The 16,851-nt window shown below is 63.1% G+C and carries 15 protein-coding genes; 8 read left to right on the top strand and 7 right to left on the bottom strand.

Features of this window, described 5'->3' with window-relative positions; translation table 11 throughout:
• Positions 1–128 precede the first annotated feature (128 nt).
• The 4 genes from MTR72_RS01950 to MTR72_RS01935 all read left to right on the top strand — a co-directional run bounded on the left by MTR72_RS01950 (position 129) and on the right by MTR72_RS01935 (position 5,407).
• Positions 129–1,469: an MFS transporter gene (locus MTR72_RS01950; protein ID WP_280966042.1), complete on the top strand. Its 1,341-nt coding sequence runs from the start codon at positions 129–131 to the stop codon at positions 1,467–1,469.
• Positions 1,470–1,493: 24 nt separating this feature from the next.
• Positions 1,494–2,981: a carboxylesterase/lipase family protein gene (locus MTR72_RS01945; protein ID WP_341510032.1), complete on the top strand. Its 1,488-nt coding sequence runs from the start codon at positions 1,494–1,496 to the stop codon at positions 2,979–2,981.
• A 22-nt stretch (positions 2,982–3,003) separates the two neighbouring features.
• A complete protein-coding gene (locus tag MTR72_RS01940) occupies positions 3,004–4,680 on the top strand; it encodes a carboxylesterase/lipase family protein (protein WP_341510031.1) in 1,677 nt (558 codons plus the stop codon).
• A gap of 322 nt (positions 4,681–5,002) precedes the next feature.
• Positions 5,003–5,407 carry an EF-hand domain-containing protein gene (locus tag MTR72_RS01935; RefSeq protein WP_280966039.1) on the top strand — a complete coding sequence of 135 codons (405 nt, stop codon included), beginning with the start codon at positions 5,003–5,005 and terminating at the stop codon, positions 5,405–5,407.
• 232 nt (positions 5,408–5,639) lie between these two features.
• Here MTR72_RS01935 and MTR72_RS01930 read toward each other — a convergent pair whose 3' ends face one another.
• The 7 genes from MTR72_RS01930 to MTR72_RS01900 form a co-directional block, all read right to left on the bottom strand.
• Positions 5,640–6,812 (bottom strand): lactonase family protein, encoded by a 1,173-nt coding sequence (locus tag MTR72_RS01930; protein ID WP_280966038.1) that lies wholly within the window; start codon positions 6,810–6,812, stop codon positions 5,640–5,642.
• Between the two features lie 186 nt (positions 6,813–6,998).
• Entirely contained in the window at positions 6,999–7,298 is a 300-nt protein-coding gene (locus MTR72_RS01925) for a hypothetical protein (RefSeq protein ID WP_280966037.1), read from the bottom strand.
• 430 nt (positions 7,299–7,728) lie between these two features.
• Positions 7,729–8,205 carry a hypothetical protein gene (locus MTR72_RS01920; protein WP_341510030.1) on the bottom strand — a complete coding sequence of 159 codons (477 nt, stop codon included), beginning with the start codon at positions 8,203–8,205 and terminating at the stop codon, positions 7,729–7,731.
• A gap of 523 nt (positions 8,206–8,728) precedes the next feature.
• Positions 8,729–9,778, bottom strand: coding sequence for an AraC family transcriptional regulator ligand-binding domain-containing protein (locus tag MTR72_RS01915; RefSeq protein WP_445819541.1), 1,050 nt, complete (start codon positions 9,776–9,778; stop codon positions 8,729–8,731).
• A 366-nt stretch (positions 9,779–10,144) separates the two neighbouring features.
• Complete coding sequence (locus tag MTR72_RS01910; RefSeq protein WP_280966034.1) at positions 10,145–10,915, bottom strand: amino acid ABC transporter ATP-binding protein; 771 nt, start codon at positions 10,913–10,915, stop codon at positions 10,145–10,147.
• The gene (locus MTR72_RS01905; protein ID WP_280966033.1) at positions 10,912–11,574 is read right to left on the bottom strand and encodes an amino acid ABC transporter permease; all 663 of its coding nucleotides are present in this window, start codon (positions 11,572–11,574) and stop codon (positions 10,912–10,914) included. The genes MTR72_RS01910 and MTR72_RS01905 overlap by 4 nt, the downstream gene beginning before the upstream one ends.
• A gap of 5 nt (positions 11,575–11,579) precedes the next feature.
• A complete protein-coding gene (locus MTR72_RS01900) occupies positions 11,580–12,416 on the bottom strand; it encodes a transporter substrate-binding domain-containing protein (RefSeq protein WP_280966032.1) in 837 nt (278 codons plus the stop codon).
• Positions 12,417–12,652: 236 nt separating this feature from the next.
• Between MTR72_RS01900 and MTR72_RS01895 the strand changes: the two genes are divergently transcribed.
• The 4 genes from MTR72_RS01895 to MTR72_RS01880 are packed head-to-tail and all read left to right on the top strand — an operon-like array spanning position 12,653 to position 16,848.
• Positions 12,653–13,570, top strand: a complete 918-nt coding sequence (locus MTR72_RS01895) for a D-2-hydroxyacid dehydrogenase family protein (RefSeq protein WP_280966031.1) — start codon at positions 12,653–12,655, stop codon at positions 13,568–13,570.
• Positions 13,571–13,599: 29 nt separating this feature from the next.
• Positions 13,600–13,953 carry a RidA family protein gene (locus MTR72_RS01890; RefSeq protein ID WP_280966030.1) on the top strand — a complete coding sequence of 118 codons (354 nt, stop codon included), beginning with the start codon at positions 13,600–13,602 and terminating at the stop codon, positions 13,951–13,953.
• Positions 13,954–13,963: 10 nt separating this feature from the next.
• Positions 13,964–15,190 carry a pyridoxal phosphate-dependent aminotransferase gene (locus tag MTR72_RS01885; protein ID WP_280966029.1) on the top strand — a complete coding sequence of 409 codons (1,227 nt, stop codon included), beginning with the start codon at positions 13,964–13,966 and terminating at the stop codon, positions 15,188–15,190.
• Entirely contained in the window at positions 15,187–16,848 is a 1,662-nt protein-coding gene (locus tag MTR72_RS01880; protein WP_280966028.1) for a thiamine pyrophosphate-binding protein, read from the top strand. The genes MTR72_RS01885 and MTR72_RS01880 overlap by 4 nt, the downstream gene beginning before the upstream one ends.
• Positions 16,849–16,851 lie beyond the last annotated feature (3 nt).

Below are 16,851 nucleotides of genomic sequence, written 5' to 3'. Positions count from 1 at the left end.
ATAAACGTACTAGTTCGTACATTATCGTCCCAAATCGAGGTTGCGGCAACTAGAACCATAAAACGCGCGAGGCGGACGACCTGCCGGACGCGAGCCGCAGCAAGCGCTGTGATTGGGGAGGAGATTTCATGACGTTGACGTCAACCGCGTCGCTGCACGCGCCATCCGCGACTGAGGCCACCGAGAACAAGCTGCCGAAGCGCGCCGCGCTTGTCAGCTTCGTCGGCAGCATGCTCGAATACTACGACTTCTTCATCTACGGCACCGCGGCCGCGCTGATCTTTCCAAAAGTGTTCTTCGCCAATGTCAATCCCTCGACCGCAACGCTGCTCGCGCTGCTCTCCTTCGGCATCGGCTACATTGCCCGGCCGGTCGGCGCCATCATCCTCGGTCATTTCGGCGACCGCATCGGCCGCAAGACGGTCCTGCTATTCACGCTCGTCCTGATGGGCGGCTCGACGCTCGCCATCGGCCTGTTGCCGGACGCCAAAGCGATCGGCAACGCCGCGCCGATCATCCTGACGCTGCTCCGCCTCTTGCAGGGGCTGTCGGCGGCCGGCGAGCAGAGCGGGGCGAACTCGCTGACGCTGGAGCACTCCGCCAACTCCAACCGCGCCTTCTTCACGAGCTGGACGCTCAGCGGCACGCAGGCCGGCGCGATCTTGGCGACGCTGGTGTTCATCCCGGTGTCGAGACTGCCGGAGGACCAGCTCTTGAGCTGGGGCTGGCGCATTCCGTTCCTGCTCTCGGCGCTCGTGCTGCTGGTCGCCTATCTCGTGCGCCGGACCATGCCCGAAACGCCTGTCTTCAACGCGATCAAGGACAAGGCAAAGGTCGCCCGTTTCCCGGTGGTCGCCCTTTTGCGCGACTACTGGTCGGATGTGCTGCGCGTGATCGTCTGCGCGCTGATCGCCACCGTGAGCACCATGACCGCCGTGTTCGCACTCGGCTACGCAACGAGCAAATTCGGCGTGGCGCGTCCGACCATGCTGTGGGCCGGCGTGCTCGGCAACGTCACCGCGCTGATCACCCAGCCGCTATGGGCGCTGCTGGCCGACCGTATCGGCCGCAAGCCGGTGTTCATCGGCGGCGTGCTCGGCTGCGCAGTGCTGGTGTTCCCGTACTTCATCGCGGTGACCTCGGGGAATACGCTCGCGATCTTCGCCGCCGCGATGATCCTGTCCGGCATCATCTACGCCGCGCCGAACGCGATCTGGCCGTCCTTCTATGCCGAGATGTTCGAGGCGCGCGTGCGCTACTCCGGCACCGCGATCGGCACCCAGCTCGGCTTCCTCGCCGCCGGCTTCACGCCGCTGGTGAGCGCGAGCCTGGTCGGTGAGGGGCCCAATGGCTGGATCCCCGTCGCGATCTTCGTCGCCTGCTGCTGCGTGATCTCGGCAGCATCCGCGGCGACCGCGCGCGAAACCCACACCGTCGACATCGCCGATCTCGGCAAGCCGCGCGGCTGAAGCGAAAGACAGGGTGACGATCGCATGCTGACCGACGTAGTTCCGACGACGAGCGGGCTCATTGTCGGCACCGAGCGGGCTGGCGTGCGCGCCTTCAAGGGCGTGCCGTTCGCGGTCGCACGGCGCTTTGCGAAGGCAGCACCGCCTCGCGCCTGGACGGAGCCGCACCGCTGCACGGACTACGGCGCCTACGCGCCGCAGCCCGGTCACCTCGATCATGCTGACGAGGCGTCCTGTCTCAGCCTGAACATCTGGACGCCGGCAGGCGCCGATCGCCCGTTGCCGGTGCTGTTCTTCGTTCATGGCGGCGCCTTCGTCACCGGTGGCGGCGCCGATTACGACGGCGCCTTCCTTGCCGTGCACGGTCCGGCGGTGATCGTCACCATCAACTACCGACTCGGTCCGCTCGGCTTCCTGCAGCTCCATCGCCACGGACTGGACGAGGCCAACAATCTCGCGATGTCGGACGCGCTCTTAGCGCTCGACTGGGTGCGAGCCAACATCGCGAATTTCGGTGGCGATCCGGACGCGGTGACGCTGTCGGGCCAATCGGCCGGCGCGTCCATGGTGATTGCGTTGGCAACCTTGCCGCAAGCCAAGGGCAAGTTCATTCGCGCCCTTGCGCTCAGCGCGCCCGGCCGAAACATCACGAGCGTCGATCATGCCGACGAGGTCGCCGTCCGCGTGCTCGCCGAGCTCGAGCTTGCGCACCATCCCGCAGCGATCGCGGATGTGCCGTTGCCGCAGCTCTTCGCGGCGGTGGAGCGCGTCGGTCGGAGGCTCGCGGATGAGACCGAATCAGGCACCGTGTTCGGCCCGGTGCTTGACGGCGCCGTGATCCCGCGCGAGCCGCGCGACGTCTTCGCCGACGGCTCCTTGCGCGACATTCCGCTCTGGCTCGGCTCCTGCCGCGACGAGATGGTGATGTTTTTGCAGAGCACCCCGCCGGCCGCGATGATCCGCATCACCGAGCGGCAGGTGCGCGCCGCCTTCGGCGATGCCGGCTGGGAGCGCTTAGCTGCCTGCTACCGCGCGACGGCGCGCGCCGACGAAGATCCCTACGAGGCGCTGTTGTCGGATGCGTTTTGGCACCGCCCGATGGCCGATCTGGCGCGGCTTCACGCAGCAGTCGGCGGTGCGGTGTGGCTGAGCCGGTTCGATCATCGTCCGGCGCTGGAGCCGTTTCTGTCGCAAGGGCCGACCCACGGCGCCGACAATGCCTGCCTCTGGGCGCATCTGCCTGATTTCATCGATCGCCCGATCCTGCGGCGCAAGGGCGGGCCGATGACGCCGGCGGATGTCGAGGTGGCGGTGCGGTTTCAGGCGAGCGTGCTGCGCTTCGTTGCGACCGGCCGGCCCGACGTCGCGGAAGTCTGGCCGCGGTTGGAGTCCGGCAGCGAGCCTCTCGCGATCTTCGGCCAGTCGTTTCATATTGCCGCCCTCAACCAGGGCGAGCGCTTCTGCCTCTGGGCGGAGTTGACCAAACGGTCCCATCGCGCCGCGATGGCGTAAAAAGAAGAACGAAGGAGGCAAGATGAAGGTGGTCAATCGCAAATTCGCACACCTCGTGTTGCAATCGGTCCTGTTGGGCGCGAGCCTCGCGATGCTCGCGGCCTCAGTCGTCGCGCCGGCATCCGCGCAGATTGTCGTAACGCCCATTCCTGGCGATCCCGTCAGCATCGACAGCGGCGCGGTCTCCGGCAAGATGCTGGCGTCGGGCGTCAAGGCCTATTTCGGCATCCCCTATGCCGCGCCGCCGCTCGGCGATCTCCGCTGGCGTGCGCCGCAGAAGGTCGAAGCGTGGAAGGGCGTCTATCATGCCGATCGGTTGGCGCCTGAATGCATTCAGGTGCTGCGCCGGCACAATCTCAATCACTATTTTGGTGAGGAGGCCACGTGCGAAAACTGCCTCTATTTGAACATCTGGGCGAGCGGCGAGGCCAAGCCAGGCGCAAAGCTCCCCGTCGTGGTCTGGATCTACGGCGGCGGCTTCACGCTCGGCTCCAGCGGTATGGCGATGTACGACGGCGAGAACGTCGCCAAGAAGGGCACGATCTTCGTCAGCTTCAACTATCGTGTCGGCATTTTGGGCAATCTTGCCCATCCTGAGCTGACCGCGGAATCGCCGCACCGTGCTTCCGGAAATTACGGCCTGATGGACCAGGTTGCGGTCCTGCAATGGATCAAGCGCAACATCGCGCAATTTGGCGGCGATCCCGATAACGTCACCATCACTGGGCAGTCGGCGGGTGCCATGTCGGTATCCGCGCTCGAAGCGAGCCCGCTGGCGAAGGGTCTGTTCAATCGCGGCTTTGCGATGAGCCTGAGCATGTTCGACAACCGCTTCAAATTCCCGAAGCTGCCGGACGCCGAGAAGATCGGCCTCGAAGTGCAGTCGGCGCTGGGCGCGTCTTCGCTCGCCGAAATGCGGCTGATTCAGGCCGACAGGATCCTGGCGATCCAGAAGGATTGCCAGCTCGGCTGTGCCGGCACGATCTCTGTTCCGCTCGATATCGACGGCCATGTCCTGCCCGACACCGTGCCGAATATCTTTGCCGCCGGAAAGCAGAACGACGTCGCCACGGTGGCCGGCTTCACCCGCGACGAAAGCTCGAACGATCTGCGTACTGCGGGGAATCTCGAAGCTTATATGGCGGCTGCAGGAAAACTCTATGGCGATCAGGCCGACCGCTTCCTCGCGCTCTATCCTGCCAAGACCGACGGCGAAGCCAAGGCGATGGGATTGCTTGCCGCGCGCGAGGGGCTAGTCGAGGCTGGCACACGCAACTGGGCCGTGGCGCAGAAGAAGACCGGCAAGGCGCCGTTCTACATGTACATGTTCTCGCGCGTGCATCCCTTTGCGCCCGGCGTCGAATTCTTCGACAATCCGCAGAAGATCGGCGCGTATCACACGTCCGACGTGCCCTATTGGTTTGGCACGCAGGACGCCTTCAACAAGTTCCGCACTACGCGTGTCTGGACCGAGTTCGATCGCGCGCTGTCGGATCGCATGATGGCCACTCTCATCGCCTTCGCGCGCACGGGAGACCCGGGCACGCCGGCGGTGGCGTGGCCGCAATGGACGCTCGACGCACAAAATTATCTGGAGTTTGGCGACGACACCGGCGTGCGCGAGGAAAATCGCGCGCGCCTCGATTTCCACACGCCGGCGAACGTCACGCCGTCGACGCCGCGGGTCTCGCGGGACTAAGTTGTGGACTCATAGACCTCCGGGCCAGCTCGTAGGATGGGTAGAGCGAAGCGAAACCCATCAACTCTATTGAAACACAGGTAGGGAGCGGTTGGTTTCGCAAGAGCTCAACCCATCCTACGTGAGCGGATTCCCTGCGGCCATCCTTCGAGACGCCCGCTTTTTGGCGGGCTCCTCAGGATGAGGTCTTGCTTTGCGGCGAAATCTTGGACCCTCATGGTGAGGAGCCCCCCTTACGGCGCGTCTCGAACCATGTACCGGAGGATCAATACCGCTCGTGCGGAATTAGTGGGACGGGCTGCATGTTTCCGAGGAGGTTCGAATGTACATGCGCGTTCTGGGACTCACGACATCTGCTCTCATTGTGGCGTGCGGTATTGCCGGTGCGATTGCACAGGACCGAATGACGCCCCAGCCAGATCAGCAACAAATGCAATCCCATTCCATGAACCAGGAAGGCGCGAGCACCATGGGGCAAGGCGGTATGATGGGGCACGGCATGATGGGAGGACATATGATGGGGCGCGGCATGATGGGTGGGAGGGCGATGGGATCACCTTTTATGATGCGTATGATGTTCGCTCTGATGGACGCCGATGGTGATGGGACAATCTCGCTGCAGGAGTTTCAGGCAGCTCACGAACGGATTTTCAAGGCAATGGACAGCAATAGGGATGGCAAGCTTACCATAGAGGAGATGCAAGCATTTATACATGGGACCAGGTGATCGGCTCCGCGCGGAGGGCGCGTTCGTCGCGCGCGCCATCCGCTCCTACCATCGATCTCTTGCGAAGAAGCGAGCCGCAAACCTTCAGGTCCGCGATTCGCATGATCGCGGCTACATTCTCTCATTGTACGCCTGTTCTTTTGTTTCCTTGTTGCAGGTCCAGACAAAATTCTTGGCCGTAAAAGTCTCTCTCTCTCTCTCTCTCTCTCTCTCTCTCCTGCTCAACCCGCCGCTACGGTCCCATCCTCGCTGAGGCGGGATGTCCCGGCACCTGGAAACGCTTGCCGGTATCCGTCACGTTGGCGCCATCGACCTTCAATATCGAGAAGTCCTGTGTAAGGTAGTTGCCGACGAGAAGGTATCTGCCATCGGGCGTGAAGACCGCGGCCTCTGGCAAACCACCGACCTCGATATCTTGGGTCTTAGTGACTTTCTTGCCATCGATCTTCAGCACCGAAATGCTGCCGTTCTTTTCATAAAAGTACGCGTTCTTCGTGTTGGAGCCGCGGAGAATGACAGAAACAGCGACGTCGCCCTTGGGACTGATGGCTAGTCCTTCCGGTCCGTCGCCAACCACCACGCGATCGATGATGCGCGGCGGATTGGCCTCGAGATCAATGACACTTGCCGTGTCGACGCTGCCGTCCGAGGCACCCGCGTTGCCGTTGTCGGATGTAAGCGCAATATTGCCGCCAGGCGCCACCGCGACATTGTAGGGCCACAGGCCGGTCGGCAGGTCTATCTTGCTATACGTCACCTTGTCGCCCCCGACGTCCAGCAATGAGATCTTGTGAGCAGGAAAGCGGGCGACGAGCGCTCGCTTGCCGTCGGGCGTGAATGTCACGTGCGATACGCTATCGGGCATCGCCACGCTGTCAATGATCTTCACGTCGCTGCCGCTTACCGAAAGGACACTGATGGAGTTGTCGCCGCGATTGGCGACCAGCGCCATCTTGCCATCTGGACTGAAGCTCAGCCCGGAGGGCTGTTTTCCACCAGTCAGCGTGGCAGTCAGTTTAGGCGGGTTGGCCTGCAGATCGATCACGTAAATCTTGTTGTCCAGCACCTGCTTTAGTGCATCGCCATCCTTGACGACATCGACGGAGTCAGCCACGAGCGCGACTGTTCCGGTTGGATTGATCGCAACGTTCACCGGTGGTCCGACCACCGAGTTCTTGAGCGGCAGAGAAGCGACGATCTTCGGGCTCTCAGGGGATGCGAGATCCACGATCAGGACCTGATCCTTGCCCGGCGCGGCCAGGATCGGCTTGCCGTTGTCGTCCCACAAAAGCTTCTCGTCGAGGCCGACGATCATGAGCGGCTTTGCGTGCGCGGAGCCAAGTAGGCTTGTACTCAGCAGGATCGCGGTCGCAAACGACAGGCTCACGGTACGGCTGGCTGACATCTTGGCATCCTCCCAAAATACACTCGGCCTCTTGGGGGCCGACGTTGGCAGCTTACGCTGGGAACCATTCATGCGCCAGTTGGTGCAATGTCCGCTTATGGCCAGTGCAATCATCAGAGTTGAAAGGCCGCCGGCCTATGTCCGGCGGCCTTTCGCGCTTGACGTGGTGCGTGCGGGGCCGCCTGACTAGAGATCGATGCTGACGGCGATGTTACGGCCCTGCAGTTCGGAAATCTTCATGCCGTTGGCCAGCACCTGCGCGAACTCGGGATCCTTTGCCACGGCCTCCTGCACCTTGCCGTAAACTTCCCAATTGGCGTAGCGCGTCGTGACCAACAACTGTCCCGCCCACTGGCCGGTGTGGAAACGGGAGAGCCGAAGAAATTCGGCGCCGTGTTTCTCGAATATTTTCTTCGCCTGCCCGACAATCTGGACCATTTCCTCGGCCTTGTCGGTTTTGAAGCGAGTAAATTGAACGATCGGCATGGGGCTACCTCCACCATTGTGTAAAATGTCCAAGAGGCATGTATCGAGCGATGTTTGAGGGGCGAACCTCCAGTTCAAGCTCGATGAAGATTCGTCTTCAGCGACTTGATCTTGGTTCAGGCGTCGCAAGCGGAAGCAACTTTGCCCTTTCTCGGCGTATGCCTCGCATCTCGCCATCGACCCGAAGCATAGAGGGACACCAAAGATGCTCAGCGCCCGGCCGCAGTTCAACCTCGGAATAGAACCGCTCGCGATCTTCGATCAGCCGTTATCCCATCGGCCAGGCGAATGCCCGCTCTCGCTTCCGCCTCTGGCGCGAGCCCCCAGCGCAATCCGGCGCGCCGCAGACCGCGTGTTGCGGCGCGCCGCATGAGCAAGACCGCGCCTCACGACGCCAGAGTTTCGGAGGCGCCTATGTGCGTACGGCCGCTTACGTGCCGGGCGTTCTGATGACCAGTTTGATGTTCAAGAGGTTGACGCCCTTGAATGGGTTCGGCGCGCTTTCGATAGTGCCGGTACCCGTAGCGTTCGCATAGGCGCCCGTCCCCGAGAGGATCGTATATTCGCCCGTTGACTTTCCATCTTTGACCGAGCCGGTGTAGCGCGCCGTGATCGAGCCGTCCTCGAACGTGTAGGTGCTGTAGCCGTAGAAGGGGCCCGAGCCTTTGAGCAAGTCTGAGGAATTGACGAACTCCTTCACCCCGATGCGGCCGTCCTTGAAAAGGGCGACGCCGAACAATTTGCCGGACGCGACCGTCTTGCCTTCGATGTTTGCTGCCTCTGTTACCTTGTAGTCGATCGGCTTGGTGACGAGCTTGAACTCAAGGACCTGCTCTCCGGCCAGAGCGGTTGACGCCGCAATGACCAGAGCCACGCCGGAAAGGAAAGCGGCGAGAGACTTGCGCATGTGCTCCTCCTGCGTTTGCTGGAATTAAAGTGCGGTGTGCCGTGCCGGCCGGCGCCTGAAATTTCGCGAAGCGTCCAGCGTGCAGGCTCGGACACAACTATGGGTCTAGGCGAGGGAAGTTCAGCGCTTGATCTCGTGATCTTCAACAGCCACTAGGGTGTACTCATAAAGGGGTAGTTCGCGAGATGGGCGGCAAAGCCGCGGACGAAGGAGCGCACCTTACCGGACGCGCTCGGCATCGAGCGCCGAGGTCGGCGTCGTCGCTTCAAGTCGCGAACAGGATCCAGAACAGCGTCACCAAAAGACCGATGAACCAGATCGAGCAAGCCAGGAATAGCCAGTCGTGTTTGGTCATGGCGCCGAAAAACGCGCCCCTAGCTTGAACCAACACGACGTGAGCTCAGACACGAGTTTGTTTGAACGCATGGCACTGGCCTAGCGGAATACGAGCCGCCAAGTCTTGCTATTCTGTGCCAGGGAATTGAGGCTTTGTGCCACCGTATCAGGGCTTTGTGCCAGCGTATCAGGGAACATCGTTCGAGCCCCGATACGCCTTTGGCGTGAGGCCGGTCCAACGAACGAAGGCATGCGTGAAGGAACTGACCTCGGTGTAGCCCAACAACCATGCGATCTGGGAAATCGGCAGCTCCTCTTCCCTGAGGTAGCGGCGCGCAAGCGCATTTCGAAACGCTTCGAGCACGCTCGAAAAGCCTGCGCCCTCGGATGATAAAGCCCGAGCGAGAGTTCTCCGGCTCATGCCAAGACGGCGCGCGACCTCCGCAGCGTTGGCTTTGCCGTGCGGAAGCAGTTGGGCGATCTGATCTTCGACACGAGACCGTAGCTCGGCCCGCGGCGACGTCCGTTTGCTCAGGGCTTCATCGGCATATTGAAGCAACAGCTTATTGAGGTGCGAATCGGCCCCAACGACCGGCAACGTGCCGATCCGCGAGGGAAACAACACCTCGTCGCTATCCGCCGCAAACTCGATGTCGCATCCAAGCTGGGATCGGACATCCAGGGGCGTTTCGCGTCTGTAGTGTTTTAGTTTGATCTGCCTTGGAGCCAGCCTGCCGTCAGTCAATCCGCGACAGATACGGACAAGCGCGATTAGCCAAAATTCCGTGTGGTGACGGTCCGATAGACGATCGATGTTGACATACTCGAGTCCGATGGTGAATCCGCGCTCCAGGGACGTCCGCAGCCGTACGCCCTCGTTGTTGATCGCGCAGTAACGTCCTCCAGTTTGCAAGGCGTCAGCGAGCCGCTCTGATGAGGCCATGACGTAGTACAGAAGTCCAATCTCCCCCAGCTCGAAGTCTTGAGCCAAATGGAATCCGAAGCAGTCGTCCTGCAATTTCCTGGCAGCGAGCTCGAGGAGTCTCATCTGCGCTCTGGCGTCGATGCGGCGCTTGCGGTCCTCAACGTCGTCGATTGCCAAGCCTGCGGCTGAGACGATCGGAGCCGGGTCAACTTTCGCATCCCGAAGTCGGGCACACACGAGGCGAGCGATCCCCCCGGCAGAGCTTGGTATCGACGGCAGGGTAGCGTTTGCAGGGTGTTTCGCGGTTCTCATTCGGCACCGACTTGTGATTTCGGCAAACGTCGGGAGCTGCGAAGACCGCATCTTGACCTATGTCAATAGCCTGATGCGCCTGAGGCAGCCCGGTGTGACCATATCTCGTAATTTATTGGCCCGGGATCACAAGACGAAACTGAGGCAATCATCTAGCGCTGAGCCGGTCCACCAATGGGATGGCGCGCATGGTTATCGGAGCTGGCGGGGAAGACGTAGAGATGTCCCGCTCCGCTCATTCAGCCGTTACGCTTTGAGCCAGTTAGCTCGAAATCATTCGACAAATGTCGACGCAATCGCTGGCTTATCGACCAAGCGCCGCATCGGCACAAAATTCCGAGCCGCGCGGTCGAGGAGTACACGACCCTAGTTCGCCTCGTGAAACCGGCTCAAAAACCCCTTCAGCCGTTCGCTGCGCGGCTGGCGGATGGTCTCTTCGGGCGTGCCGATCTCGGCCATGACGCCGTCGTTCATGAAGCCGACGCGGGTGGAGACGTCGGCAGCGAAGGCCATCTCGTGCGTGACCAGCACCATGGTCATGCCTTCGGCGGCAAGGCCACGGATGACGGAGAGGACTTCGCCGACGAGCTCGGGATCGAGCGCCGAGGTCGGCTCGTCGAACAGCATCACATCAGGCTTCATTGCGAGCGCGCGGGCGATTGCGACGCGCTGCTTCTGGCCGCCTGACAAGCGGCTCGGAAAGGTGTCGGCCTTGTCGGCGAGGCCGACTTTGGCGAGCAGGTCTCGGCCGAGCTCGTTGGCTTCGGCTTGCGCCATGCCCTTCACCTGCACCGGGCCTTCGGTGATGTTGGAAAGCACCGACATGTGCGGGAACAGGTTGAAGTGCTGGAACACCATGCCGACGCTGCGTCGAAGCAGCGCGAGCTGCGCGTCGGTCGCGGCGCGCACGCCCTTGCCGAAGGCGAATTTGTGCGTGCCGATCGCAAGCTCGCCCTGCTGCGGCATTTCCAGGAGGTTCAGGCAGCGCAAAAAGGTCGACTTGCCGGAGCCGGAAGCGCCGATCAGGGTAACGACCTCGCCGCGTTCGACCGAGAGCGAGACGCCCTTGAGCACCTCGTGATCGCCGAACGCCTTGTGGATGTTGTTTGCGATCAGCGTCGCGCCGTTCGCGCTCATCGATGCGCTCCCATCCGCAGCTCGACCTGGTCTGCGACCAGGGTCAGCGGGAACAGCACGACGAAATAGAGCACGGCAATCGTGGTGTAGACTTCCAGCGGCCGGTAGCTCGACGCCGTGATGACCGAGCCCTGGTACAGGAGATCGCCGACCGCGACCACCGACACCAGCGAGGTGTTCTTGAGCTGCATGATCGTCTGGTTGATGAAAGAGGGGATCATCACCTGCGTTGCCTGCGGCAGCACGATGCGGCGGAAGATCTTTCCGCGCCGCATGCCGATGGCGCGTCCGGCTTCCCACTGGCCGACGTCGACGGCCTCGATGCCGCCGCGAAAGATCTCCGCGTAGAACGAGCCGGCATAGAGCGACAGCGCGATGAAGCAGGCCATTGCCGGCGTCATGTCGACGCCGATCAGCACGGGCAGGGCGTAGTAGACCCAGACGAGCTGCACCAAGAGCGGCGTGCAGCGAAACACCTCGATATAGAGGCGCAGCGGCACCGTGATCCAGCGCGGTGCCGTCGTGCGCAAAATACCGACAGTCAGTCCGATCACGAGACCCGCGACCACCGTGGTCACCGTGTAGAACAGTGTGACCAGGAGCCCTTGCCAGATCAGGCCCCAATACGGCTTGAGCGCCGCGAACTCCCAGACATACATCGCCGTCAGAACTGCACTTCACCCGGAAGGTCGTCTGCGGTGAGGCCGACCGCCTCAAAGCCCTTCAGCATCCATTCGCGGGTCTGGCCCATCGAGCGGTTGTAGTCGGCCCAGGCGCTGAGGAAATCCTTGTAGCGGCGATCGCTCTCGGCGCGGATGCCCATGTTGGTCGGCAGCGTGAGCAGTGGTCGCGGGATCGCGAGATCGCCAAGGTTCGGGTTCTTCTTCAGGGTCGAGACCGAGAGCACCGCCAGCGAGACGTTGCAGTCGGCGCGGCCAGTCGCGACCGCGAGGATCGCCTCGTCGCGGTTCTTGAAGCCGAGGATCGTCGCCTTCGGGCAATAGCGGCGCGCGATCGTCTCGTGCGTCGAGCCGATGTCGACGGCGATCTTGACCTCGGGCTTGTTGAGCTCGGCCCAGGTCTGCGGCTTGGCAAAGCCCTTTTTGGTGATGACGGTGAAGGAGTGCACCAGGATCGGCGTCGAGAAGTCGATGACGAGGGCGCGCTCGGGCGTCGGGTTCACGGCGAAGGCGAGGTCGACCTTGTCGGCCTGCAGGTCGAGGATCTGGTTGCCCCAGGTCGATTCCAGCGTCTCGACCTTGGCGCCGAGCTTGCTGGCTATGTCGTTGGCCATCTCGACGCAGGCGCCCGACCACTGACCGGTGGCTAGGTCCTTATGGAAATAAGGCTCCTGGCCAACGATGACCGCGATGCGCAGCACGCCGTTCTTCTTGATGCGATCGAGCGTGGAGGTCGGCGCGGCGTCGGCCTTGACCGAACTGCTCGCGGCAATCGCGGCGCCCGCCAGCGCGACAGTGGTGAGTGCATCCCTGCGATTCATGGACTTTGCCTCCTTGTATTTGGCTCGGATGATGTCCGGCCTCTGGACTATTTCTGTATTCAGGATAAAATGCAATACAGTATTTCAGCTTGCTGTTCATTTGTGCGGCGAGGCGGAAAGGCGCCCAATATCTTGGCAGGATTGAGTAAAATTCTGCATTGGCTGGGGTTGCAAATCGCATTCAAGTCTGAATACAAAATTGAACGCAATAAAGAAGTGAGCTGAAGGAGAGGCCTGTGCGCGCCCTATTCGTCGATGCGAACGACACCCTGGCAGCGGTGACCGAGAAGCTGCTGCGCGCCGACAAGCTGCCGGTCGGCATCAACCGCAACCCGTCGATCAAGCCCGACGATCTGCCTGGCTTGCTCGACGGCGCGGAAATCATGATCGTCGACCATACGGCGGTGCCGACCGCGATCGCCGCCAAGTGCCCCAAGCTGAAGCATGTCGTCTTCCTCGGCACCGGCGCGCGCAGCTACATGAATCCGGAAGAGCTTGGCGAGCGCGGCATCTCCGTGCACACCATCAAGGGCTATGGCGACACCGCGGTTGCCGAATGCGCGATCGCGCTGATGTGGGCCTCTGCAAAAAGCTTTGGCGAGATGGACCGTGGCATGCGCGAAGGCAACTGGCTGCGGCGCGACGCCGTCCAGCTCACCGGCAAGACGCTCGGCCTGATCGGCTTCGGCGGCATTGCCGCGGAAGCTGCGCGCATGGCGCTCGGCTGCGGCATGAAGGTGATCGCCTGGAACAGGACGCCGAAGACGCATCCGGGCGTCGAATTCGTCCCGCTGGAAAAACTGCTCGCGGACAGCCACGTCGTTTCGCTGCATCTGTTGCTCAACGACGAGACCAAGGGCTTCCTGTCGCGCGAGCGCATCGCGATGATGCGTCCCGGCAGCATCCTGATCAACACCGCGCGCGGCGCGGTGGTCGACGAGGACGCGATGCTCGACGCGCTGCGCTCGGGCCACATCGCCCATGCCGGCCTCGACGTCTTCACGGTCGAGCCGCTGCCGGCCGGCCATCCTCTGACCACGCTGCCGAACGTGACGCTGTCGGCGCATTCGGCGTTCCGCACGCCGGAGGCGAGCGACAATCTGATCGGTGCCGCGCTCGATCATTGCCGCCGCATCATCGCGGCAGACCGCTAAGACTTGCCGCCAAGAATTAAGGACACGCCATGTCGGACATCACCCGCATCGACCAGAACGCCCGCCGCAGCCGCGCCTCCGTGTTCGGCGACCTCGTTTTCCTCGCAGGGCAGGTGGCGGATACCAAAACCGCCGATATTACCCAGCAGACCCGCGAGGCGCTGGCGAAGGTCGACGACATGCTGGCGCGCGCCGGCACCGACAAGTCGCGCCTGCTCAGCGTGCAGGTCTGGCTCAAGACCATGGACGATTTCGACGCCATGAACGCGGTCTATGATGCCTGGGTCGTCCCTGGCAACGCGCCGACGCGTGCCTGCGGCAAGGTCGAGCTGGCCGATCCCGCCTACCGCATCGAAGTGATCGCCATCGCCGCGCGCGGCTAGGGGCCTTCCCGTGACCGTCCAGGCTTCAGCTACCGGCTTCCGCCCCGCGCGGCGCATCAGCGCGATCGGCGTCTCGGAGATCCTGAAGATCGGCGCGGTCGCGCAGAAGCTTAAGCGCGAGGGGCGGCCGGTGATCGTGCTAGGCGCCGGCGAGCCTGATTTCGACACGCCCGATCACGCCAAGGACGCCGCCGAGCGCGCCATTCGCGCCGGCCAGACCAAATACACCATCCTCGACGGCACGATGGAATTGAAGGCGGCGATATCAGAGAAGTTCCGCCGCGAGAACGGCCTCGTCTATGCCGCGGACGAGATCACCGCCGGTGCCGGCGCCAAGCAGGTGATCCACAACGCGTTCATGGCGAGCTTGAGTCCCGGCGACGAGGTCATCCTCGCCGCGCCCTACTGGACCAGCTATGCCGACATGGTGCGGATCGCCGACGGCACGCCGGTCGACGTGCTCTGCCGCGAGGAGAACGGCTTTCGTCTCGATGCCGCCGATCTCGAACGCGCGATCACGCCGCGCACGCGCTGGCTGCTGCTCAACTCGCCGTCCAATCCGACCGGCGCGGCCTACTCGGCGGCGCAGCTTCGCCCGATCCTCGATGTGCTGAAGCGCCATCCGCATGTCTGGCTGATCGCCGACGACATCTACGAGCATCTGATCTATGACGGCATGCCGTTCGTTACGGCGGCGGCGCTCGAGCCGAGCCTGAAATCCCGCACGCTGACCGTGAACGGTGTCTCCAAGGCCTATGCCATGACCGGCTGGCGCGTCGGCTATGGCGGCGGCCCGCGCGAGTTGATTGCGGCAATTGCCGTGGTGCAAAGTCAGAGCACGACCAATCCATCCTCGGTGAGCCAGGCCGCGGCGATCGCCGCGCTGACCGGACCGCAAGATGTTCTGATCGAGCGCCGCGCCGCGTTCCAGCGCCGCCGCGACATCGTCGTCGATGCGCTGAACGCCATCGACGGGGTCACCTGCCGTCGGCCGGAAGGTGCGTTCTACACCTATGCAAGCTGCGCCGGCCTGATCGGCCGCCGTGCACCCGACGGTGCCACGATCGACAGCGACAGCGCGTTCTGCCGCTACCTTCTGGAGAGGCATGACGTGGCCGTGGTGCCGGGTAGCTGTTTCGGCCTTGCACCTTATTTCCGCCTGTCCTACGCCACCTCCGAACAAAACTTGCGCGAGGCGGTGGAACGCATCGCCAGAGCCTGTAGGGAGCTGTCATGACCATTCGCAACACCCGCACCGGGGGCCAGATCCTGATCGATCAGCTCGTCGCCCAGGGCGTCGAGCGCGTCACCTGCGTGCCGGGCGAGAGCTATCTGGCGGCACTCGATGCGCTGCATGACAGCCCGATCGACGTCGTGATCTGCCGCGCCGAGGGCGGCGCCGCGATGATGGCGGAAGCCTATGGCAAGCTCACGGGCCGGCCCGGCGTCTGCTTCGTCACCCGCGGCCCCGGCGCGACCAATGCCAGCCACGGCGTCCACATCGCGATGCAGGACTCGACGCCGATGATCCTGTTCGTCGGCCAGGTCGATACCGGCATGCGCGAGCGCGAGGCGTTCCAGGAGCTCGACTACAAGGCGGTGTTCGGCACCATGGCGAAATGGGCCGTCGAGATCGATCGCCCCGATCGCATTCCGGAGCTGGTCGCGCGCGCCTTCCGCGTCGCGATGCAGGGCCGTCCCGGTCCCGTGGTGATCGCGCTGCCGGAGAACATGCTGACCGAAACCGCTGATGTCGCCGATGCGATGCGCGTCGAACCGGCGGTGAGCTGGCCTGCGCCCGCCGACGTCGAAAAGCTTGGCGCCATGCTCGCCAATGCCAAGGCGCCGCTCGTCATCCTCGGCGGCTCGCGCTGGACGGCTGACGCGACCAAGGGCATCGCGCGCTTTGTCGAGCGGTTTGACTTGCCGGTCGCGACCTCGTTCCGCCGGGCCTCGCTGATCGACGCCGATCACTCGCACTATGCCGGCGACCTCGGCATCGGCCCCAGCCCGAGTCTGAAGGACCGCATCACCAAGGCCGATGTCATCCTGCTGATCGGCGGCCGCATGTCGGAGATGCCGTCGTCGTCCTACACGCTGCTCGACATTCCGACCCCGCAGCAGAAGCTGATCCACGTTCACCCGGGCTCCGAAGAGCTCGGCCGCATCTATCAACCAGCGCTCGCGATCCAGGCGACGCCCGCCGCGTTCGCGGCCGCCGTCGAAACGCTGAAGCCGGCTTCGACGCCGGCCTGGAAGGGCGAGGCGGCGAAGGCGCATGCCGACTATCTTGCCTGGACCGAAAAGGCGCGCGAGCTGCCGGGCACGTTCCAGTACGGCCAGGTCATGACGTGGCTGCGCGACCGCCTGCCGAAGGACGCGATCGTGTGCAACGGTGCCGGCAACTATGCCGGCTGGATCCATCGCCATCACCGCTTCCACAGCTTTGCCGCCCAGCTCGCGCCGACCTCGGGCTCGATGGGCTATGGCGTGCCGGCGGCGGTGCTTGCCAAGCGACAATATCCGGATCGCGTCGTCGTCGCGTTCGCCGGTGACGGCTGCTTCCTGATGAACGGCCAGGAGTTCGCGACCGCCGTGCAGTATGACGCGCCGTTCATCGTCATCGTCGTCGACAATTCGCAATACGGCACCATCCGCATGCACCAGGAGCGCGACTATCCCGGTCGCGTGGTCGGCACCCAGCTCAAGAACCCGGACTTCGCGATGTATGCGAAGGCGTTCGGCGGCCATGGCGAGCGCGTCGAGCGCACGGAAGAATTCGCGCCGGCGTTCGAGCGCGCGCTTGCGTCGGGCAAGCCGTCGATCCTGCATTGCATCATCGATCCGCGCGCGATCTCCGTCGGCAAGGATTTTGTCCCTGAGGTGAAGGCTTAGCTG

Source organism: Bradyrhizobium sp. ISRA442 (assembly GCF_038085055.1).
Lineage (GTDB): Bacteria > Pseudomonadota > Alphaproteobacteria > Rhizobiales > Xanthobacteraceae > Bradyrhizobium.
Note: the sequence above shows the minus strand (reverse complement) of the source record. Positions and strands in the feature narration are given on the sequence as shown.